Genomic DNA, 19,640 nt, shown 5'->3' with positions numbered 1-19,640 from the left:
AGAGATGGAACAAGCGCATACCCGGTTAATCGCTCAACTGAATGAACGGATCGCCGCGCCCGATAACACGCCGCTGTACCTGAAGTTTGCCGAAACGGTAAAAAACGCGGTGCGCAGCGGGGTGCTGGAGCACGGGAATATTTTGCCCGGCGAGCGCGATCTGAGCCAGTTGACCGGGGTGTCGCGCATCACCGTGCGTAAAGCGATGCAGGCGCTGGAGGAAGAGGGCGTGGTGACGCGCGCCCGTGGCTATGGCACGCAAATCAACAATATCTTCGAATATTCGCTGAAAGAGGCGCGCGGTTTTTCCCAGCAGGTGGTGCTGCGCGGCAAGAAGCCGAATACGCTCTGGGTCAACAAGCGGGTGGTGAAGTGTCCGGAAGAGGTGGCCAACCACCTGTCGATCTCCCCGGACAGCGAGGTCTTTTTGCTCAAGCGCATTCGCTATGTCGATGACGATGCGGTGTCGATTGAAGAGTCCTGGGTCCCCGTCGGGTTAATTCCCGACCCGGATGCGATTGGCATTTCGCTCTATGACTACTTTCGCAGTCAGAATATCTACCCGCAGCGCACCCGCTCAAGGGTGAGCGCCCGCATGCCCGACAGCGAGTTTCAGGCGCACATTAAGATGGACGAAAAAATACCGGTGCTGGTGATCAAGCAGGTCGCGCTTGACCAGCAGCACCGGCCGATTGAGTACAGCATCAGCTACTGTCGCAGCGATCTATACGTCTTTGTGTGCGAGGAGTAGTGCCTCACGCGTCGGGGCGCAATCCCCACCGCGGTGGCTGACCACCCATGACGCCACGGCATTCCCCAGCAGAACGGCATCTGCCAGTGACCATCCCGCAGCCAGCCCGGCCAGCGTGCCGCCCGCGTGGCTGTCGCCTGCACCAATGGTATCCACAACCGTCGCCGGAAACGCCGGAACAACGCCCGAGGCGTCGCCGTCATACCACGTAGCACCGTCTTTATCATGGCGCACAATCAGCGCGGCGCCGAAGCGCTGCTGCCACACTTCACCCAGGTTTTCAGCCTCCACACCCAGTCTTTCAGCCGCGAGCCCCGCTTCCTGACGATTGAGTGACACGATTGGCCTGCAGGCCATGATTCTCTCCATCAGCGCATCAGGAACATCCGCGATGCGTGGGCCGAAATCGATAAAGGCCGTCACGTCCTGTAATCCCTCCAGCCAGCCTGTCAGCAGTTCGCCGCACGGCGAGGCCAGCTGGTAGCCGGAGAGATAAACCAGGCTGTTTTGCGGAACGTGAAGCGCATCCAGCCAGCGCTGCTGCCACTGGTTTTCCACGCCGCTAAAGGACATAAAGGTGCGCTCGCCGTCAGGCTCCACCAGCGCCAGACACCAGCCGTTGTCGCCGGTTTCAGCCTCTACGGCGCTGTGCAGATCCTGCTTCGCCATGGCGTTGCGGATAATATCCGCCCACACGCCATGGCCGACGGGAAGGGCATTTTGCGCGGCGATCCCGAGGCGTTTCAGGGCGATGGCAATGTTCAGCGCGCAGCCGCCAATATTCACGCCCTGCTGCTTAAGTTCGATATCGCACCCGCGCCAGGGCAGGGCGTAGGCGTCGGCGATGACGTCAATCACCGCGGCGCCCAGCACCGTCACCGGGCGCGTGGCGTGCAGATTTTCGAGACGTTGGGCAAATGCCTTCATACGCCCTCCCTTTGCTCCCTGAAGTGCAGCAGTTTCTCGCAATAATGGCCGAAGTTGAGCTGGTTGACGGCGTCGAGTTCGGCTTTGAGCGCCGGATCAATCGCCTGCACGCCGTGGAGCGCGCCGCAGATGGCCGTCGCCATGGCGCCAATAGTGTCCGTATCACCGCCCAAATTGGCGCATAAGATGGCGCAGCGGTTCGGGTCGGTTCCTGCCAGTTCCACCATCGCAATGGCCGCCGGAACGGACTCAATGGTGCTGGTTCCCGCGCCAATCAGCTGATAAACCTGCTCGCTGGCGGACTCAATACCGTTGGCTTCCCGTACGGTCTTAAGCGCCAGCTCAATACGCGCCGCCAGCGACGCGCTGAAGGTGGTGGTTTTCATCTCCTGCGCATAGCGGGCGATCCCCGGCAGGGCATCAACGATGTTCTGCCAGCTTTCGCCGTCGATGGCGCGGGAAACCGCCCAGGCCATCACCACCGCGCCGGCAATCGCGAGGTCCGATTTATGGGTCGGGCTGGAGGCCTGCGCCACCTGTTCAACAAAGTGTTCCAGCCGCGTCGCCGGAAGGAGACAGCCCAGCGGGGAGGCGCGCATCGCCGCCCCGTTGGTCACGCCGTTGTTTTCCAGCGCGCTGACCGGCTTCCCGTCACGAATCGCATTCAGCGCGATTTTGGAAGTGGGGCCAAGCACGTTCTTGTTGAACGCGTCGAAATCGAGCGCCCAGTTAAGGATATGCTTGCCGATAACGTCTGCGTTAATCTCCCCGTCGCACTCGATGATCGCATCGGCCAGGCACAGCGCCATTGAGGTATCGTCTGTAAACTCTGCCTGCCTGAAATAGCAGGCCGCGTTATTTTCTGCCGGGCCGGGTAAAAAGCGGTCGATCCAGCCGAAGTGCGCCTTGACGCGCTTTCTCGGCCACAGCTCCGACGGCATGCCCATCGCATCCCCTAACGCCTGCCCGTAAAGGGCACCGAGAATACGTTCTTGTTTCATTTAACTTCCCCTTGTGTCAGCGCGGCATCGCCATCAACCACCGCAATTGCAGCGATCTCTTTGTCCGATTCGCGGAAAAACAGCATAAACAGCACGGCAATCACGGCAATCATGATCGCGCCAAATGTCCACATTCCGGCCCAGTTGAAGGTCAGCCCATTCACCGGCTCTTTGTAGGCGAACATTTTTTCCATCATCACGCCGCCCAGGCGGTAACCCAGCAGGCTACCAAAGCCCTGACAGCAGAGCGTAATCAGGCCCTGCGCGGCGGTGCGCATATGCACCGGCGCTTTTTTATCCACGTAGATATACGCGGTGACGTAGTAGAAGTCGTAGCTCACGCCGTGCAGCAGAATGCCGAGGAACAGCAGGGCGTAGGTGAAGTTCTGTTCCGCACCGCCGTAAACGAAGAACCCGTAGCGGATGGCGGCGGTAATCAGACCCAGCAGCAAGACCTTCTTAATACCAAAGCGTTTGGTAAAGAACGGCAGCGCCAGCATAAAGAAGATTTCAGAGAACTGGCCGAGCGTCATCCAGCCGGTGGCGTTTTTCATTCCCACTTCAGTGAGATAGCCGTTGGCGAAAATGTAGTAGAAGGCCAGCGGCATGGCGAACAGGAACGAGCAGAAGAAGAACACGAGGAAGTTTCTGTCGCGCAGCAGGATCAGCGCGTCCAGCCCCAGCATCACTTTGAAGTCCAGCTTGCCAGTGCTCTTCGGCGGCGTGTTCGGCAGGAAGAGGGCAAAGACGCCGAGCAGCGCGGAGCTGGCGGCGGTCATCAGCAGGGGAATATTGGTATCGGAGATATCGCTATAGCCCAGCATCTGCGGCAGGAAGCCGCACGCCAGCCCGGAGGCGATCCAGCCGATCGTACCCATCACGCGGATGCGCGGAAAATCGGCCTCGACGTCGTCCACGTTCGCGAAGGCAATGCTGTTGGTCAGCGCGATGGTGGGCATATAGGTCAGGGAGTAAACCAGCAGCAGCGGGAAGAAGGTGCTGAACTGGGTTTGCTGCGCCGCGAAGTACATCAGAATCGCGCCGGCAAACATCAGCACCGCCAGCACTTTCTGCGCGGCGAAGAAGCGGTCCGTCAGCGAGCCGACCAGAATTGGGGAGAGGATAGCGGCAATGGCGGTACAGGCATAAGACCAGCCGATTTCCCCGGCGGTAAAACCGCTTTTGCTCAGCCACAGCCACAGCGGCACAAACCACGCGCCCCAGATAAACCATTCAACAAACATCATGAATGACAGTTGGACTTTCGTTTTCATTTTTTAATCCTGCATGTCAGAGAGGGTACGCCTTTAACATACCATTCAATAATACCTTTTAAATACCTTTGTGGCGATTGTTTGATCAATGTAACAGTTTTGTTGTACACGAATCGAGCCAGCAGATTGTGCTGAAAAAAATTGCAAAGGGTGGAAAATCTGTTAAGTCGGTACCAGGCTTAGTCTGCCCATAAAAGATGGGACTGGATAAACGCACACCGACATGACGTCGAACTTACGGGAGTATCACATGACTGATATTGCGCAGTTGCTTGGCAAAGACGCCGACAGCCTTTTACAGCATCGTTGTATGACCATTCCAGCCGACCAGCTTTACCTGCCTGGTCATGACTACGTTGACCGCGTGATGGTCGATAACAACCGTCCGCCTGCCGTGCTAAGAAATATGCAGACGCTCTATAACACCGGGCGGCTCGGCGGCACCGGATATCTCTCTATTCTGCCGGTAGACCAGGGCGTTGAGCACTCGGCGGGCGCCTCCTTCGCGGCGAATCCGCTCTATTTCGATCCGAAGAACATTGTTGAGCTGGCGATTGAAGCGGGCTGTAACTGCGTGGCGTCCACCTACGGCGTGCTGGCCTCCGTCTCGCGTCGCTATGCCCACCGCATTCCGTTCCTCGTGAAGCTGAACCACAATGAAACCCTGAGCTACCCCACCGAATATGACCAGACGCTCTATGCCAGCGTCGAGCAGGCGTTCAATATGGGGGCGGTTGCCGTTGGGGCGACCATCTATTTCGGCTCAGAACAGTCTCGTCGTCAGATTGAAGAGATCTCTGCGGCGTTTGAGCGCGCGCACGAGCTGGGTATGGTGACCGTGCTGTGGGCGTACCTGCGCAACTCGGCGTTCAAAAAAGACGGCGTGGATTATCACGTGTCGGCTGACCTGACCGGGCAGGCGAACCACCTGGCGGCGACCATCGGCGCGGATATCGTGAAGCAGAAAATGGCCGAGAATAATGGCGGATATAAAGCAGTGAACTTTGGTTACACCGATGACCGCGTTTACAGCAAGCTGACCAGCGATAACCCGATCGACCTGGTGCGCTACCAGCTGGCGAACTGCTACATGGGCCGCGCAGGGTTGATTAACTCCGGCGGCGCGGCGGGCGGCGATACTGACCTGTCAGACGCGGTGCGTACTGCGGTTATCAACAAGCGCGCGGGCGGCATGGGGCTGATCCTGGGCCGTAAGGCGTTTAAGAAATCGATGGCTGACGGCGTGAAGCTGATCAATGCAGTACAGGACGTTTATCTGGACAGCAAAGTCACGATTGCCTGACCTGAGGGCTAAGCGTAGGCCGGGTAAGGCGTAGCCGCCACCCGGCAATACCATCAGCGCAAAAGCACACAGTCTGGCGGCAACCGACACTGCAGCGCGCCGGGCAACACCTCAATGCGGAACTGCGTCCCGCTGAGCGGTTCCCCGTCGAGGTTAAAGGTCATCCCATGAGGGGCATTTACCTCAAACCACGCCGATTTCCCGTCAATGATATTCGGACTCTCTTCCGGCTGCGTCAGCGTGGTAAACAGCGCGGGCAGCAGGCCGTCACCCGTGAAAATCCGCAGCTGTAGCTGACCGTCATTGATCAGCGCCTCCGGGCACAGCTGCTGCCCGCCGCCGGCCTGACGACCATTACCGATGCCAATCACCAGCGCGTCGCCCTGCCACTGGAAATCTTCGCCGCGAATTTCGCAGCGGTCAGGCTTGAGGGTATCCATGCGCATCAGACCGTGGATCAGATACGACACGCCGCCCAGCGCAGCCTTGAGTTTTTCCGGCGTTTCGCTGGTGATGCGCGTGCCGAACCCGCCGGTGGCCATATTGATAAAGCAGGTTTTGTCATTCACCTGCGCAATATCTACCGCGGTCGCTTTACCGAGGATCGCCAGCTGAAGCGCTTTCTCTAACGCCTCGGGGATCCCGGCGCTGGTGGCAAAATCATTGGCGGTGCCGAGCGGTAAAATACCCATCACCGGGCGGTCTGCCGGGGGCAGGTCGATCAGCGCTGACGCGATCTCATTGATGGTGCCATCGCCGCCGCCGGAAATGATGGTCTCAACGCCAAGCCCGAGGGCTTCATTGATATAGCGTGCCGCGTCGCCTTTTTCCCAGGTTACCCTTACGTGGATGCGCGCCCCGTCGTCACGCAAACCCTGAATGGCCTGACGCAGCAGATCGTTGCCTGCACTTTTGCCGTTGAGAATCAATAAACTGTCTGGATAGGTTGCCATCCGCGCTGCTCCCTTTTTTAGCGTTAGTAAGAGTGTATAGCAGAGAGGGAAAAAGCGGGTAAGAACAGGATGAAAGGAACAAAACAGGCACAAAAGCGCGTTACACTTCAGCGATGAGCTTAATGTAATCACAGGAAAGTGATGATGAATAAAATTTTGGTAAGCGCTTGCCTGATGGGCTTTAGGGTCCGTTATAACGGAAGTGAAAAAGCGCGAATGAACGAGCAGCTCAAGCGCTGGCAACAGGAACAACGTCTGGTTATCCACTGCCCTGAATTGGCTGCCGGGCTGCCTGTACCGCGTCCTCCGGCAGAGATTAAATTCGCTGATGGCAAAGACGTAATGCGCGGGCAAGCCAGAATTATGGAAAATACCGGGCAGGACGTGACCGCACATTATCAGCTTGCAGCCTGGCTCGCGCTACGCGCTGCTCAGGCGTCGGGGTGTAGCGCTGCATTGTTAACCGATGGCAGCCCAACGTGCGGCAGTGAGTTTATTTATGACGGATCTTTTCGCGGTATACAGAAAGCGGGGATGGGGGTTGCGGCGTCGTTGCTCGCTGAGAATGGGATCGCCGTGTTCTCAGAGAAGCAAATCGACGAACTCATTGCCTGGGTTGAGGAGAGAGAAGGTAAAAAATAAGCCCGCGTAAGGGAGATTACGCAGGCTAAGGAGGTGGTTCCTGGTACAGCTAGCATTTATGGGTTATGTTTTTCAGCGCGTTGGATAATACCCGTATTGAACGAAGCGGTATGTGATCCGATTCTAAGAATTATCCCAGCGCGAAAAAATTTCCCTGATTGACTATTTGCCGTGTGGATTACGTGTGCTTTCACCGTTGAAGTTACGCATCAGCAGCGCGAACTTCAGCTCCACTTCTTCCGGAACCGGCAGCCAGACGGTGTGCCCGTCGCCCGGCGCGACCTCAATCGCTTCGCCTTTGCCGTTTTCCAGATGCTCCAGCGTGAAGTTCATGTTGCCCTGCGGGGTCATCAGCTCCAGGCTGTCGCCTTTGGTAAACTTGTTTTTCACCGCCACGGCCGCCAGCGCGCCTTTGCGCTCGCCGGTGAAGTCACCGACAAACTGCTGGCGCTCGGAAACGGAGTAGCCGTGCTCGTAGTTCTGGTAGTCGTCGTGGGTATGACGGCGCAGGAAACCTTCGGTATAGCCGCGGTGCGCCAGGCCTTCCAGCGTTTCCAGCAGGCTGGTATCGAACGGTTTACCGGCGGCCGCATCGTCGATGGCTTTACGGTACACCTGTGCGGTACGCGCGCAGTAGTAATAGGATTTGGTGCGCCCTTCAATCTTCAGGGAGTGCACGCCCATCTGGGTCAGGCGCTCAACGTGGGCGATGGCGCGCAGATCTTTCGAGTTCATGATGTAGGTGCCGTGCTCGTCTTCAAAGGCGGTCATGTACTCGCCCGGACGCTTGGCTTCTTCAATCATAAACACGCTGTCGGTTGGCGCGCCGATGCCCAGCGTAGGCTCGACGTTGGTCACCGGGATCGGCTCATGCTTGTGGACGATGTTGCCGATGTCGTCCTCTTTGCCTTCCTGGACGTTATATTCCCAGCGGCAGGCGTTGGTGCAGGTGCCCTGGTTCGGGTCGCGCTTGTTGATATAGCCGGAGAGCAGGCAGCGGCCGGAGTAGGCCATGCACAGCGCGCCGTGAACGAAGATTTCGATTTCCATATCCGGCACCTGGGTGCGGATCTCTTCGATCTCTTCCAGCGAAAGCTCGCGGGACAGGATGACGCGGGTCAGCCCCATCTGCTTCCAGAACTTCACCGTCGCCCAGTTGACGGCGTTAGCCTGTACGGAGAGGTGGATATCCATCTCCGGGAAGTTCTCCCGAACCAGCATGATTAAACCCGGGTCCGACATGATCAGCGCGTCCGGCCCCATATCCACCACCGGCTTCAGGTCACGGATGAACGTTTTCAGCTTGGCGTTGTGCGGCGCGATGTTGACCACCACGTAGAATTTTTTACCCAGAGCGTGCGCCTCGTTGATGCCGAGCTGCAGGTTCTCGTGGTTGAATTCGTTGTTACGCACGCGCAGCGAGTAGCGCGGCTGGCCCGCATACACGGCGTCGGCGCCATAGGCGAAAGCGTAACGCATATTTTGCAGCGTTCCCGCCGGGGAAAGGAGTTCCGGTTTAAACATGTTTGTTCTCGTTCTGATGACAGGTCAGATCCGCGTGCACCTGGTGCAGCGGTAAGGGGAGATCCCCCACATTAAGGGCGGGCATTGTAGCGCTGCGGGGCAGGGAGGTAAAGTTATTGTGCCGGGTGGCGGCTTCGCCTTACCCGGCCTGCATTGACCCTCTGCTGGCTAGGCTATCCTGCATGCATCCGCTTCCCAGCGATACCCCACGCCATACACCGCGCGGATAAACGACTGTTCGGCGTCCAGCGCCTCCAGCTTGCGGCGCAGGTTTTTAATGTGGCTGTCGATGGTGCGGTCGGTCACCACGCGGTAATCGTCGTACAGGTGGTTCAGCAGCTGTTCGCGGGAGAAGACTTTTCCCGGCTCGTGGGAGAGGGTTTTCAGCAGGCGGAACTCCGCTGGCGTCAGGTCCAGCAGCTTGCTGCGCCAGCTCGCCTGGAAGCGGCTTTCGTCGACAATCAGCGGGCTTTCGGCGTCCAGCACCTGAAGCTCGCGCTGCGGCCTGCAGCGGCGCAGAATGGTTTTCACGCGGGCAACCACCTCGCGCGGACTGTAGGGCTTGCAGATATAGTCGTCCGCGCCGATTTCGAGCCCCAGCAGGCGGTCAATCTCTTCAATTTTGGCGGTGACCATGACGATCGGGACGTCGGAGAAGCGGCGAATTTCCCGGCACAGGGTCAATCCATCAACCCCAGGCAGCATTAAATCAAGCAGGATCAGGTCCGGCGGGGTTTGGCGCACGTACGGCAGCACCTGGTCGCCGTGGCCGATCAGTGACGGGGCATAGCTGGCCGCGCGTAAATAGTCGATCAGCAGCTGTCCCAGCTTGGGTTCGTCTTCGACGATCAAAATGCGCGGCGTGTTTTCGTCAATCGGTAACTCGGTCATACTTCTCTCGATAAATCCCGTTCCAGAGGTAACTCTACTGTAATGCTAACCCCGCCAAAAGGCGAATGGGCGGCGCGGATCGTGCCATTATGCGCCTCGACGATGTTAACGCAAATCGCCAGCCCCAGGCCGGATCCGCCGCTGGCGCGGTTGCGGGAGCCTTCGGTACGATAAAAACGTTCAAACAGTTTTTCCAGCTGCGCGTCCTGCACGCCCGGTGCGGAATCCGCGAAGGTAAGGGCAAAGCGCCCGTTTTCCTGCCTGCCGGAAATCAGCAGCCCGCCGCCGCTATCGGTGTAGCGCAGGCTGTTTTCCAGCAGGTTGTTGAACAGTTGCATCAGCCGGTCTTTGTCGCCAAACACCACCGCGCTGTCCGGCAGGGAGAGGTCGATTTTCAGGTTGCGGCTGGCAAAGCGCTCGCGGAAGGCGCCGCTCGCTACTTCCAGCACGTTAATGACGTCTACGGGCGCCTTCTGGTAGGCCAGCGCGCCTTCGTCGGACATGGAGAGCTGGTGGAGATCGTCCACCAGCTTGGTGAGCGTGCCCACCTCCGCCTGCAGAGAGGCCACCGATTCCGGCGTAAACTGGCGCACGCCGTCCTGAATGGCTTCGAGCTCGCCGCGCAGCACCGCCAGCGGCGTACGCAGCTCGTGTGAAATGTCGGCCATAAAGTCGCGGCGCATCTGCTGGTTCTTCTCCAGGGTGCTGGCGAGCTGGTTAAAGTCCTGCGCCAGCTTGCCCAGTTCGTCCTGGCTGCGGGTATCGACGCGGGTGGTGAAATCCCCGGCGGCCAGCTTGTGCGTGCCTTCCACCAGCCGTTTCACCGGGGCGAGCAGGCCGCGCGCCAGCGGGAAGGTGGCGAGCGCGGCGAGCAGCGTGGAGAGGGCGACAATCAGCCAGCTGGTCCGGCGCTGCTGGCGGTCAAAGTTGATGTCGGTGTTGCGCGTCAGGCGCTCCACCGGCGAGGCGATCACCCAACCTACGGTCGCGTTATTCACTTTAATCGCCCGACGGGTGCCGTCCGGCGGTATCGGCGCGCGCGGGCCAACCAGGGGGCGCATGTCCTGGTCGATCACCCAGAACTGGGTGCGCCAGCCGTGCGGCGGCATGCCCGGGCCCGGACGGTCGTCACCGGTATCGTGCTCCAGCGAGCGCAGGATCTGGAAAATAAAGCGGTCGTTATTGCGCAGAAAACGCCAGTTGCCGTGCTGGGCGTACTGTTCACTCAGCGCATCGCTTAAGCCCTGCAAACGCTGCTCATTGCCATGCTTGATGTAATCAATAAAGCCGCGCTCAAAGCTGATGCGCACCGCCCAGTGCATGGTGATCAGCAAAACGATACAGGTGGCAAAAATCGCCAGAAAGAGCTTGCCGGTAATACCCGGACGCCAGAATTTCATGAGCCACTCCTTTTGCCGCGCCTAATCACGACGTTCTTGCTGGTATCATCCGGCACGCGGGCGAAGATGAACGCGGGCAGGGCGATGATGACCGCCATGCTGAGGTAGGTATACATAAAGACCTGATGCGCCACCGGCGTGTCGACGCTGAGATGGTGCTGACCGTACATGCCGAGCAGCAACCCCGCGATCGTCACGCCTACGCTCATGGAGAGCTGCATAATCATCGACAGCAGGCTGTTGCCGCTGCTCGCCAGATCGTCCGGCAGGTCCTTCAGCGTCAGGGTATTCATCGACGAGAAGCGCATGGAGTTGATGACCCCCTGGCAGAACAGCACCAGCGGCAGGACGTAGTACCAGCCCATCAGCGCCACGGCCATAAACAGCAGGCTGACCAGCGCCAGCCCCAGCGTGGCGGCCACCAGCACGTGACGGTAGCCAAAGCGGTTCACCACCTGCACCACCATGCGCTTCATCCCCATGCTGCCCAGCACCATTGGGATCATCATCAGGCCCGCGTGGAATGGCGAAAAGCCCATGCCAATTTGCAGAAAAACGGGCGTCATAAACGGCAGCATGCCGCTGCCGACGCGTCCGGCAAAGCTGCCGAACAGCCCGAGACGGTAGGTAGGGTTTTTAAACAAGTTCAGGCTGAACAGCGCCTGGTCATTGCCGCGAGCATGCCACAAATACCCTGCAATGGTGGAAATGCCGATAACCACCAGCAACCCGAGCATCAGGGTCGAAATCCCCAGCCCCTTTTGCCCGTCGAGTGCCAGGGTAAGCGTGGCCATGCCCGCCGCCAGCAGAATAAAGCCGAAGAAATCAAAGCGCCGGGTCTGCATTTTGTAGTTCGGCATCAGCGTCAGGGTGGCCATCGCGCCGATGATGCCTACCGGGAGATTGATTAAGAAGATCCAGTGCCAGGAGGCGTACTCCACCAGCATACCGCCCAGCGCAGGCCCAAGCAGCGGCCCCACCTGACCGGGCAGGGTGACAAAGGTCATCGCCGCCATGTACTGCTCGCGCGGCACAATCTTCATCACCGTTAGTCGCCCGACGGGCACCATCATCGCCCCGCCGATGCCCTGCAGCACGCGCGCCATGACCAGCTGGTCGAGGGTGTTGGCCTGCGCGCAAAATAGCGAGCCGGTGGTAAACAGTACGATGGCGGTAAAGAAGATATTCCGCACGCCGACCTTATCGGCCAGCCAGCCGCTGGCGGGCAGCATCACGGCAACCGTCAGCACGTAGGAGACTATCACCATGTGCATATGCAGCGGGCTCTCCCCGAGGCTTTTCGCCATGGAGGGGAGGGCGGTGTTGACGATGGTCGTATCCAGCGACTGCATAAAGAAGCCGAAGGCGACTATCCATAATTGCCAGCGAACGTTGCTGGGAAGCTCTGTCATTTATCCGGTCACCGTAGTTCTGTTTTTACGCGAAAAGCGCAGCCGCAGGCGGTCGAAGAACAGATAGACCACCGGCGTGGTGTACAGCGTCAGCAGCTGGCTCATCACCAGGCCGCCGACAATGGTGATCCCCAGCGGCTGGCGCAGCTCTGAGCCGTCGCCGCCCGAGATCACCAGCGGCAGCGCGCCAAACAGCGCCGCCAGGGTGGTCATCATGATCGGACGGAAGCGCAGCAGGCAGGCCTGGAAGATGGCCTCTTCCGGCGAGAGGTTGCCGTTGCGCTGGGCGTCCAGCGCGAAGTCCACCATCATGATGGCGTTTTTCTTCACGATGCCGATTAATAGCATGATCCCGATAAGCGCGATAAGGCTGAACGGCGCGCCGAACAGCTCCAGCGCCAGCAGCGCCCCCACGCCCGCCGACGGCAGCGTCGAGAGGATGGTCAGCGGGTGCACGTAGCTCTCATACAGCACGCCCAGCACAATATAGACCGTGGCGATGGCGGCCAGAATTAAAATCACCTGCGAGTTCATCGTCTCCTGGAATACCTGCGCGGTCCCGGCGAAGCTGCCGCGCACGGTGGACGGCACGCCAAGCTGGGTCATCGCGCGGTTGATCGCGTCGCTGGCCTCGGAAAGTGACGAACCGGCGGGCAGGTTAAAGGAGATGGTCGACGCCGCCGACAGCCCCTGGTGGTTCACCGACAGCGGCGCGTTGGCGGGCTGCCAGCTGGCAAAGTACGAGAGCGGAATCGCCTTGCCGTCGTTGTTAATCACAAACATTTTGTCCAGGGCGCTGATGTCCTGGGTGTAGCGCGGATCGACCTCCATCACCACCTTATACTGGTTCATCGGCTGGTAGATGGTGGAGATCTCGCGCTGGCCGAAGGCGTTATTCAGCAGGCTGTTGGCGGCTTCAACGTTGATGCCCAGCCGCGACATGGTTTCGCGGTCATAGGTCAGGGCCATCTCGGCGCCGTTGTCCTGCTGATCGGAGTTCACGTCCGCCAGCTCCGGCAGGGCGGCCAGCGCCTTGCGGATCTTCGGCTCCCACTCGCGCAGGGCGGCTAAATCATCCGAGAGCAACGTGTACTGATAGCTGGCGTTCGCCTGTCGCCCGCCGACGCGGATATCCTGAACGGCCATCAAAAACAGGTTGGCTCCGGGCTCTTTGGCGAGCTTCACCCGCAGGCGGTCAATCACCTGCTGGGCGGTTTCGTTGCGCTCGCCACGCGGTTTCAGGGTAATAAACATCATCCCGCTGTTGACGCGCGACCCGCCGGTAAAGCCAGTGACGTTATCCACGGCTTTGTCTTCACGAATGATCTTCATAAAGTCCTGCAGCTTGCCGCGCATCGCCTGGAAGGAAATGCTCTGGTCCGCCTGAATGCCGCCCATCAGCACGCCGGTATCCTGCTCCGGGAAAAAGGTTTTCGGGATGGAAATATACAGCCACACGTTGAGCACGATGGTGCCGATCAGCACCAGGCCGACCAGCCTTGTGTGGTTCAGCACCCACTTCAGCGATTTGCCGTAGCCCTCCTGCATTGCCATCAGCACGCGGCCAAAGCCTTTGCGGCGCGGCTGCGAGTGCGGCTTGCTGCGCTTGAGCATCCAGCCGCACATCATTGGCGTGAGCGTCAGCGAGATAATCAGCGAGATGCCGATAGCCACCGAAAGGGTGACGGCAAATTCGCGCAGCAGCCTGCCCGGCAGCCCGCCCATCAGCAGCAGCGGCAGAAAGACCGCGACCAGCGACAGGCTCATGGAGAGCACCGTAAAGCCCACCTCGCGCGTGCCCTGCAGCGCGGCCTGCAGCGGTTTCACGCCCGCTTCCAGATGGCGGGAAATGTTTTCCAGCACCACGATGGCGTCATCCACCACGAAGCCGGTGGCAATCGTCAGGGCCATCAGCGACAGGTTGTTGAGGCTAAACCCGCACAGGTACATGGCGGCAAAGGTGCCGATCAGCGAGACCGGCACGGCCACCGCCGGGATCAGCGTCGCGCGGCCGGATCGCAGGAACAGGAAGACCACCAGGATCACCAGCGCGACGGAGATCACCAGCGTTTGCTCCACCTCTTCCAGCGAGGCGCGAATCGTCGGGGAGCGATCCTGAGCAATTTGCAGATCGATTGCTGCCGGGATGGTCTCCTGCAGCTCCGGGAGACGGGCGCGAATGCTGTTCACTGTCTCGATAATGTTCGCTTCCGGCAGCTTGCGGATCATCAGCAGAATCGCCGGCTTGGCGTTGGTCATCCCGGCGTTGCGTACGTCCTGCACCGAGTCGGTGACGCTGGCCACGTCGCTTAAGCGCACCGCCGCGCCGTTGTTGTAGTGAATAATGAGCGGCTGATATTCCGCCGCGGTTTTCAGCTCGTCGTTGGTGTGGATCTGCCAGCGGTGGCTGTTGTCCTCTATCGCCCCCTGCGGTTTGCGCACGTTGGCGTTGCTGATGGCGGAGCGCACGTCGTCCAGCGACACGCCCTGGTTGAACAGCGCCTGCGGGTTTAACCCCACGCGCACCGCGGGCAGGGAACTCCCGCCGACGCTCACGTCCCCGACGCCGTTAATTTGAGAGATGGTCTGCGCCAGCTGGGTAGACGCAAAATCGTACAGCTGCCCCTGCGAGTACGTATCCGAGGTCAGCGTCAGGATCATGATCGGCGCGTCGGACGGATTGGCCTTGCGGTAGGTCGGACGGCTCGGCATCCCGCTCGGCAGCAGGCTCTGTGCGGCGTTAATGGCCGCCTGCACGTCGCGCGCCGCGCCGTTGATATCCCGGTCGAAGCTGAATTCCAGAATAATGCGCGTGCTGCCCAGCGAGCTGCTGGAGGTCATCTCGTTGACCCCCGCAATCCGCCCGAGCGAACGCTCCAGCGGCGTGGCAACGGACGAGGCCATGGTTTCCGGCGAGGCGCCCGGCAGCGAGGCGCTGACCATGATCACCGGGAAATCCACCTGCGGCAGGGGCGCCACCGGCAGCAGCCGGAAGCCCAGCACGCCGCAGAGGGTAATGGCGAGCGAGATTAAAATCGTCGCCACCGGGCGATAAATGAAGAGGGCGAAAAACTTCACTTATGCCTCCTCTTCACGTTTCGGGAAGCGGCTTTTGGTCCACAGCGCCAGGCGGTCAAACAGCAGGTAGATCACCGGCGTGGTGAACAGCGTCAGCACCTGGCTCACCAGCAGACCGCCGACCATGCCGATACCCAGCGGACGGCGCAGCTCCGCGCCGACGCCCGTGCTGAGCATCAGCGGCAGCGCGCCCAGCAGGGCGGCCAGCGTGGTCATCAGGATGGGGCGAAAACGCAGCAGGCAGGCCTGGAAAATCGCATCGCGCGGCGACATGCCCTGCTCGCGCTCGGCGGCCAGGGCGAAGTCGATCATCATGATGGCGTTTTTCTTCACGATCCCGATGAGCAGGATGATACCTATGATGGCAATCACGTCCAGCTCGCTGCCCGCCAGCATTAATGCCAGCAGTGCCCCCACGCCCGCCGTCGGCAGGGTAGAGAGGATGGTGATCGGGTGGATAAAGCTTTCGTACAGCACGCCGAGCACGATGTACATCGCCACGACCGCCGCCACGATCAGCCAGATGGTGTTGCCCAGCGCGGCCTGGAACGCCAGGGTGCTGCCCTGGAACTGGGTCTGAATATCAGCCGGGAAGCTTACCGCTTTTTCCGCCGCCTGAATGGCCTCCACCGCTTCACCCAGAGAGTAATTGTCCGGCACGTTAAAGGAGATGGTGGTGGACGGGAACTGATCCAGATGGTTAATCGACAGCGGGGTATAGCGTTCTTCCACCGTGGCGATAGCGCTCAGCGGCACAATGCCGCCGTCTTTGCTGGTCAGGCGCACCGAGTCCAGCCCCGCCAGGCCGGGCGTGTTGTCGGTGTTGTGCTCCAGCACCACGCGATACTGGTTCGCCTGGGTGTAGATGGTGGAGATCAGACGCTGACCGAAGGCGTTGTACAGGGCGTTATCCACGTCCGCCATGGTGATGCCCAGACGGCTGGCGGCGTCGCGGTTGACGTTCACATACGCCGCCAGCCCTTTGTCCTGCCAGTCGCTGCTGACGTCGGCGAGCTGCGGCAGGGTTTTGAGTTTATCCACCAGCTGCGGCACCCAGGTGCTGAGCGCGTCCAGCGAGGTGGCCTGCAGCGTGAACTGGTACTGCGTGCGGCTGACCTGGGTATCGATGGTCAAATCCTGAATCGGCTGCAGGTACAGCTCAACGCCCGGCACGCGGGCGACGGCGCTTTGCAGCCGCTCAATGACGGCGTTGACGCGATCGTCGCGCTCATCCAGCGGCTTAAGGTTGATCTGCAGACGCGCGCTGTTGAGCGACGGGTTGGTGCCGTCCACGCCGACGTAAGCGGTCAGGCTCTCTACCGCCGGATCCTTCATGATGATGTCAGATACCTGCTGCTGGCGCTGCGCCATATTGGCAAAAGAGACCGACTGTGGGGCCTGAAGCGTGCCCTGAATAATGCCGTTGTCCTGGATCGGGAAGAAGCCTTTCGGAATGAAAATCCACAGCATCACGCTGAGCGCCAGGGTTCCCAGCGCCACGCCGAGCGTGGCCCACGGGTGGTTAAGGACTTTCGCCAGCACGCGACCGTAGGCGGCAATAATGCGCTCGAACATGCGCTCGGAGGCGCGCGAGAAGCGGTTTTGCTTGCGCAGGGACTCATGGCTCAGCATGCGGGCGCACATCATCGGCGTCAGGGTCAGCGACACCACGGCGGAGATCAGAATGGCGACCGCCAGCGTCACGGCAAACTCGCGGAACAGACGCCCAACGATATCGCCCATAAACAGCAGCGGGATCAGCACCGCAATCAGCGAGAAGGTCAGCGAGATAATGGTAAAGCCGATTTCTCCTGCGCCTTTCAGCGCGGCGGCCAGCGGTTTCTCACCTTTCTCGATATAGCGCGAGATGTTCTCGATGACGACGATGGCATCATCCACCACGAACCCGGTGGCGATGGTGAGCGCCATCAGCGTCAGGTTGTTAATCGAAAAATCGAGGAACACCATCACCGCAAAGGTGCCGACCAGCGAGAGCGGTACGGCGACGGCGGGAATAATGGTCGCCGGGACGTTACGCAGGAACAGGTAAATGATCATCACCACCAGCGCAATCGCCAGCATCAGCTCGAACTGGGTGTCGGTGACCGACGCGCGAATGTTGGTGGTACGGTCGGAAAGCACCTTCACGCTGACCGACTTCGGCAGGCTTTCGATCAGCTGCGGCAGCATGGTGCGGATGCTGTCGGCGGTTTCGATGATGTTTGCGCCCGGCTGGCGCTGCACGTTCATCACGATCGCCTGCTGCCTGTTGGCCCAGGCCCCCAGCCAGCTGTTTTCCGCGCCTTGTTCTACGGTCGCCACGTCGCCCAGACGCACCGGCGCGCCGTTCTGGTAGGCGATAATCAGCTGACGATATTCGTCGGCGGACTGCATCTGGTCGTTGGCAGAGAGCGTCACGGCGCGGGTGGGGCCGTCCAGCGAGCCCTTCGCCGAGTTGACGTTGGCATTGCTGATGGCGCTGCGGATGGTTTCGCTGGTGAGGCCCAGCGCGGCGATGGCCTGCGCGTTAAGCTTGACGCGCACCGCCGGGCGCTGTCCGCCCGCCAGGGTGACGAGACCGACGCCGGAGACCTGAGAAATTTTCTGCGCCACGCGCGTTTCGACCATGTCTTCGACCTGGGTCATCGGCATGGCGGAGGAGGTGACGGCCAGCGTCATGATCGGCGGATCCGCCGGGTTCACCTTGCTGTAGACTGGCGGGTTAGGCAGGTCTGACGGCAGCAGGTTGGTGGCGGCGTTGATGGCGGCCTGCACCTCCTGCTCGGCGACGTCCAGCGACAGCGTCAGCTGGAACTGCAGCGTCACGACGGACGCCCCGCCGGAACTCTGGGAGGACATCTGTTTTAGCCCCGACATCTGGCCGAACTGGCGCTCCAGCGGGGCGGTGATGGCGGACGTCAGGACATCCGGGCTGGCGCCGGGATAGAGCGTCACCACCTGAATGGTGGGATAGTCCACCTCGGGCAGCGCCGAGACGGGCAGAAAGCGATAGCCGATAATCCCGGCGAGCAGGATCGCCACCATCAGCAGCGTGGTGGCGACAGGACGGAGGATAAACAGGCGTGACGGCCCACCTGTGGAGCCCGGCGGCAGCACCTGCATCAGGAGGTCGCTCCCTGTTTCGCCGGTTCCACCACTTCCACTTTGGCCCCTTCGGTCAGACGGTCAATGCCGTCGGTGACCACGCGGTCGCCTGCGGAAAGCCCGGCGCTGATGACCACCGTCTGGCTGTCCTGGATACCGGTTTTCACCAGGTGCTTGCTGACCTTATTGTCGCTGTTAAGTACCCAGACAAAGTTACCTTCGTTACCCATCTGCAGCGCAGCGGTGGGGATCACCACCGCGTTCTCTTCGGTCGCCACCAGCATGCGCGCATTGACGAACTGGTTCGGGAAGAGGGCATCGTCCTGGTTGTTAAAGCGCGCCTTCAGCTTGATGGTGCCGGTGGTGGTGTCGATCTGGTTATCCAGACTGAGCAGAGACCCTTCACTCAGCTTCTGCGTGTTGGTGCGGTCCCAGGCTTCCACCACCAGGCCTTTACCGGCTTTTTGCGCCTGCATGACGGTCGCGATATCGCTTTCCGGCAGGGTAAAGACTAAATCAATCGGGTGGGTCTGGGTGATCACCACGATGCCCGTGGTGTCGCCGCTGGAGATTTGGTTGCCGATATCGACCTGCTTCAGGCCGACGCGTCCGTCAATCGGCGCGGTGATGCGGCTCCAGTCCAGCTGCAGCTGGGCGCTGGCCACCGCGGCTTCGTCCGCTTTGATCGTGCCCTGCGTTTCACTGACCAGCGACTGCTGGGTATCCAGCTCCTGACGGGACACCAGGTTTGTTTTCACCAGCTGCTGGTAGCGGGCTAAATCGCGCCGGGCGTTGGCGAGGGTCGCGTTGTCTTTCGCGAGCTGTCCCTGCGCCTGGGCAAGGGCGACCTTAAACTGGCTCGGGTCGATTTCCGCCAGCAGATCGCCCGCTTTGACCTGCTGACCTTCCTGGAAGTGGATCGCGATGAGCTGGCCGTCGACGCGGCTGCGCACCGTGGCGGTGTTGGCAGCGGTAATGGTCCCGAGACCGGTGAGATAGCGAGGAACGGCTCTATTCACCGCCGTCGCCGCCTGAACCGGCGCCAGCGCGCCACCGCGCATGCCGTGACGCCCTCCGCCCGTTGGGCGCTGGGCCTGGCTGGTGGCGCCGGCCGGTGCGGCGGTGTTCGCGGATTGACTGTGCCAGTACCAGGCGGCGGCAAGGGCCACCACAATGATGCCAGCGGCTATTGCCCAGCGGGATTTGTTACTGCCTTTCATCGTTATACGTTCTCATCCTGAATACTTCGGGGAATGATACTAGTTTAGTCAGGCAACACAGCGGAAAAATGGAGGAAATATGGAAGACTGTCGGGAATTGTCTGAGTGTTGCCGGGTGACGCTTCGCTTACCCGGCCTACAAGGTAAATGCGAACGGCA

Annotated in this window: 14 protein-coding genes; 3 read left to right on the top strand and 11 right to left on the bottom strand. The window is 60.3% G+C overall.

Annotation, left to right across the window (positions count from 1 at the left end; translation table 11 throughout):
* The first annotated feature begins 4 nt into the window (after window positions 1-4).
* Window positions 5-751: a GntR family transcriptional regulator gene (locus tag ACEPLT_RS14900; protein ID WP_023344521.1), complete on the top strand. Its 747-nt coding sequence runs from the start codon at window positions 5-7 to the stop codon at window positions 749-751.
* Here ACEPLT_RS14900 and ACEPLT_RS14895 read toward each other — a convergent pair.
* Genes ACEPLT_RS14895 through ACEPLT_RS14885 form a run of 3 tightly spaced genes read right to left on the bottom strand, consistent with a single transcriptional unit; the run spans window position 725 to window position 3,953 of the window.
* Window positions 725-1,678 carry a PfkB family carbohydrate kinase gene (locus tag ACEPLT_RS14895; protein ID WP_032675184.1) on the bottom strand — a complete coding sequence of 318 codons (954 nt, stop codon included), beginning with the start codon at window positions 1,676-1,678 and terminating at the stop codon, window positions 725-727. The two genes, ACEPLT_RS14900 and ACEPLT_RS14895, sit on opposite strands and share 27 nt — an antisense overlap.
* Window positions 1,675-2,679, bottom strand: a complete 1,005-nt coding sequence (locus ACEPLT_RS14890; RefSeq protein WP_032675183.1) for an ADP-ribosylglycohydrolase family protein — start codon at window positions 2,677-2,679, stop codon at window positions 1,675-1,677. The genes ACEPLT_RS14895 and ACEPLT_RS14890 overlap by 4 nt, the downstream gene beginning before the upstream one ends.
* Window positions 2,676-3,953 carry a nucleoside permease gene (locus ACEPLT_RS14885; RefSeq protein WP_232928726.1) on the bottom strand — a complete coding sequence of 426 codons (1,278 nt, stop codon included), beginning with the start codon at window positions 3,951-3,953 and terminating at the stop codon, window positions 2,676-2,678. The genes ACEPLT_RS14890 and ACEPLT_RS14885 overlap by 4 nt, the downstream gene beginning before the upstream one ends.
* Before the next feature lie 250 nt (window positions 3,954-4,203).
* Here ACEPLT_RS14885 and fbaB point away from each other — a divergent pair, with 250 nt between their 5' ends.
* On the top strand, window positions 4,204-5,256 hold the full coding sequence (gene fbaB / locus ACEPLT_RS14880) for a class I fructose-bisphosphate aldolase (protein WP_008500869.1): 1,053 nt from the start codon (window positions 4,204-4,206) through the stop codon (window positions 5,254-5,256).
* Between the two features lie 53 nt (window positions 5,257-5,309).
* Here fbaB and yegS read toward each other — a convergent pair whose 3' ends face one another.
* Window positions 5,310-6,209, bottom strand: a complete 900-nt coding sequence (gene yegS, locus ACEPLT_RS14875) for a lipid kinase YegS (RefSeq protein WP_021241471.1) — start codon at window positions 6,207-6,209, stop codon at window positions 5,310-5,312.
* Window positions 6,210-6,350: 141 nt separating this feature from the next.
* Here yegS and ACEPLT_RS14870 point away from each other — a divergent pair, with 141 nt between their 5' ends.
* Window positions 6,351-6,851 (top strand): DUF523 domain-containing protein, encoded by a 501-nt coding sequence (locus tag ACEPLT_RS14870; protein WP_232928724.1) that lies wholly within the window; start codon window positions 6,351-6,353, stop codon window positions 6,849-6,851.
* 162 nt (window positions 6,852-7,013) lie between these two features.
* Here the strand turns inward: ACEPLT_RS14870 and trhP are convergent, their stop codons facing one another.
* From trhP to ACEPLT_RS14835, 7 genes are all read right to left on the bottom strand, one after another.
* Entirely contained in the window at window positions 7,014-8,375 is a 1,362-nt protein-coding gene (gene trhP / locus ACEPLT_RS14865; protein WP_008500866.1) for a prephenate-dependent tRNA uridine(34) hydroxylase TrhP, read from the bottom strand.
* Window positions 8,376-8,543: 168 nt separating this feature from the next.
* Complete coding sequence (gene baeR / locus ACEPLT_RS14860) at window positions 8,544-9,266, bottom strand: envelope stress response regulator BaeR (RefSeq protein WP_044597928.1); 723 nt, start codon at window positions 9,264-9,266, stop codon at window positions 8,544-8,546.
* Window positions 9,263-10,666 (bottom strand): envelope stress sensor histidine kinase BaeS, encoded by a 1,404-nt coding sequence (gene baeS / locus ACEPLT_RS14855; protein WP_204624847.1) that lies wholly within the window; start codon window positions 10,664-10,666, stop codon window positions 9,263-9,265. The genes baeR and baeS overlap by 4 nt, the downstream gene beginning before the upstream one ends.
* On the bottom strand, window positions 10,663-12,078 hold the full coding sequence (gene mdtD, locus ACEPLT_RS14850; RefSeq protein WP_032675177.1) for an MFS transporter: 1,416 nt from the start codon (window positions 12,076-12,078) through the stop codon (window positions 10,663-10,665). Before mdtD ends, baeS begins: the two co-directional genes overlap by 4 nt.
* Window positions 12,079-15,156 carry a multidrug efflux RND transporter permease subunit MdtC gene (gene mdtC / locus ACEPLT_RS14845; RefSeq protein WP_232928722.1) on the bottom strand — a complete coding sequence of 1,026 codons (3,078 nt, stop codon included), beginning with the start codon at window positions 15,154-15,156 and terminating at the stop codon, window positions 12,079-12,081. It abuts the gene before it with no gap.
* Window positions 15,157-18,279, bottom strand: coding sequence for an MdtB/MuxB family multidrug efflux RND transporter permease subunit (locus tag ACEPLT_RS14840; protein WP_447088273.1), 3,123 nt, complete (start codon window positions 18,277-18,279; stop codon window positions 15,157-15,159).
* Window positions 18,279-19,481, bottom strand: a complete 1,203-nt coding sequence (locus ACEPLT_RS14835) for an MdtA/MuxA family multidrug efflux RND transporter periplasmic adaptor subunit (RefSeq protein ID WP_046092874.1) — start codon at window positions 19,479-19,481, stop codon at window positions 18,279-18,281. The genes ACEPLT_RS14840 and ACEPLT_RS14835 overlap by 1 nt, the downstream gene beginning before the upstream one ends.
* Window positions 19,482-19,640: the final 159 nt, after the last annotated feature.

This window comes from Enterobacter sp. fkY84-1, assembly GCF_052974705.1.
This window is presented reverse-complemented; position numbering and strand designations above follow the sequence as displayed.

Excerpts from the sequence above, each read along its gene's own strand:
- fbaB (WP_008500869.1), top strand. The coding sequence starts at position 4,204 with ATGACTGATATTGCGCAGTTGCTTGGCAAAGACGCCGACAGCCTTTTA.
- mdtD (WP_032675177.1), bottom strand. The coding sequence starts at position 12,078 with ATGACAGAGCTTCCCAGCAACGTTCGCTGGCAATTATGGATAGTCGCC.
- baeR (WP_044597928.1), bottom strand. The coding sequence starts at position 9,266 with ATGACCGAGTTACCGATTGACGAAAACACGCCGCGCATTTTGATCGTC.
- ACEPLT_RS14900 (WP_023344521.1), top strand. The coding sequence starts at position 5 with ATGGAACAAGCGCATACCCGGTTAATCGCTCAACTGAATGAACGGATC.
- ACEPLT_RS14890 (WP_032675183.1), bottom strand. The coding sequence starts at position 2,679 with ATGAAACAAGAACGTATTCTCGGTGCCCTTTACGGGCAGGCGTTAGGG.
- ACEPLT_RS14835 (WP_046092874.1), bottom strand. The coding sequence starts at position 19,481 with ATGAAAGGCAGTAACAAATCCCGCTGGGCAATAGCCGCTGGCATCATT.
- trhP (WP_008500866.1), bottom strand. The coding sequence starts at position 8,375 with ATGTTTAAACCGGAACTCCTTTCCCCGGCGGGAACGCTGCAAAATATG.
- ACEPLT_RS14870 (WP_232928724.1), top strand. The coding sequence starts at position 6,351 with ATGATGAATAAAATTTTGGTAAGCGCTTGCCTGATGGGCTTTAGGGTC.
- ACEPLT_RS14840 (WP_447088273.1), bottom strand. The coding sequence starts at position 18,279 with ATGCAGGTGCTGCCGCCGGGCTCCACAGGTGGGCCGTCACGCCTGTTT.
- baeS (WP_204624847.1), bottom strand. The coding sequence starts at position 10,666 with ATGAAATTCTGGCGTCCGGGTATTACCGGCAAGCTCTTTCTGGCGATT.
- ACEPLT_RS14885 (WP_232928726.1), bottom strand. The coding sequence starts at position 3,953 with ATGAAAACGAAAGTCCAACTGTCATTCATGATGTTTGTTGAATGGTTT.
- yegS (WP_021241471.1), bottom strand. The coding sequence starts at position 6,209 with ATGGCAACCTATCCAGACAGTTTATTGATTCTCAACGGCAAAAGTGCA.
- ACEPLT_RS14895 (WP_032675184.1), bottom strand. The coding sequence starts at position 1,678 with ATGAAGGCATTTGCCCAACGTCTCGAAAATCTGCACGCCACGCGCCCG.